This is a genomic window from Alcanivorax hongdengensis A-11-3, assembly GCF_000300995.1.
GTDB lineage: Bacteria > Pseudomonadota > Gammaproteobacteria > Pseudomonadales > Alcanivoracaceae > Alcanivorax > Alcanivorax hongdengensis.
Window position 1 is genome coordinate 1 of sequence record NZ_AMRJ01000078.1, and the last position, 1,039, is coordinate 1,039.

The window sequence follows — 1,039 nt, forward strand, 5'->3', positions numbered from 1 at the left end:
TTGGTGTCCGGATTCATTAGACCACTACACTCCACACTTTCAGTCAGCGTGAACAAACGCACTCGCGAGTCGCTCAAAAAGCTGGCCAACGCCAGGGGGGAAACGCTAAAAGCCACGCTGGAGAAGCTCATCGAAGAAGGGCTTCAAACGGAAGATGACAAGAAAGCAGCTGTCGAGAAGGCCGTCCAGCAAGCTGAGGAGCTCATGAGCAACAAGAAATCGCCGACAACATGGCGACCTCTCGATCTCTCAACCACCACGAACGTTGAAACCCTCAAGGAGGAAATATTCAATAAAGACAAGGAAATTCATAAACTTAAAGAGAGAATAGCCAATATTACATCGACAAAACATCAAGACAAAGAGCCCCTCAGAACGGACCAGCCAACCTCAGATGTGCCCCTGGAGCCACCAGAACATACCAACAGATTAATGGGATCTCCCAGTCGCTACGGGCTTACTGAGCTGCTCAAAAAAAACACACTGAAGTGAAACACCACAACCCAGCATCAATCAAATTAGGCCGGCTCAGCTCAGTTCTGAGATATGATCCGCCCACCGCTGAAGCCAATGCCGGCACTCAGCCTCATAGCTGTGCAAGTCATAAGTACCCTCAATTCCCTTGCGAGAATGACCCAGCACTGCTTCAGCTACCTCACTGGGGCAGCCCATACGCGCCAATCCAGTCCGTACCGTGCGCCGGAGATCATGGGGCGACCAGTCAGGGATGCCGTCGAGCCAGAGCTGGGCAGGAGTATAATTTCGGCCATATTTGACCTTTTCAGGGTTTTTTAGGTGCCATTTTGTCTCCGTTAGCGACTTTTGTTGGATTGGCTTCTTAGTTCGAGTCGAGGGGAACAGGTAGATATCTGTGGTCAGCTTCAGCTGGCGCAGGAACTCGACCGCCTGGGTCGGAAGCTGAACGTAACGCTCGGCGCTGTTCTTGGAATCTCTCAGGTGCCAAGTGCCGGCCTCAAGATCAACATCTTTCCATTCAGCATTGCACACTTTGTAGTGGTCAACTAATACCGGACAGTGA

The 1,039-nt window shown here is 51.2% G+C and carries 2 protein-coding genes; one reads left to right on the forward strand and one right to left on the reverse strand.

The genetic code is table 11. The features are described 5' to 3' along the window. On the forward strand, positions 1-492 hold a 492-nt coding region (locus A11A3_RS17125; protein WP_237738890.1), incomplete at its 5' end, for a hypothetical protein. 36 nt (positions 493-528) lie between these two features. Here the strand turns inward: A11A3_RS17125 and A11A3_RS17130 are convergent. After that, positions 529-1,039: tyrosine-type recombinase/integrase (locus A11A3_RS17130; RefSeq protein ID WP_008930592.1), on the reverse strand; the 511-nt coding region annotated here is incomplete at its 5' end.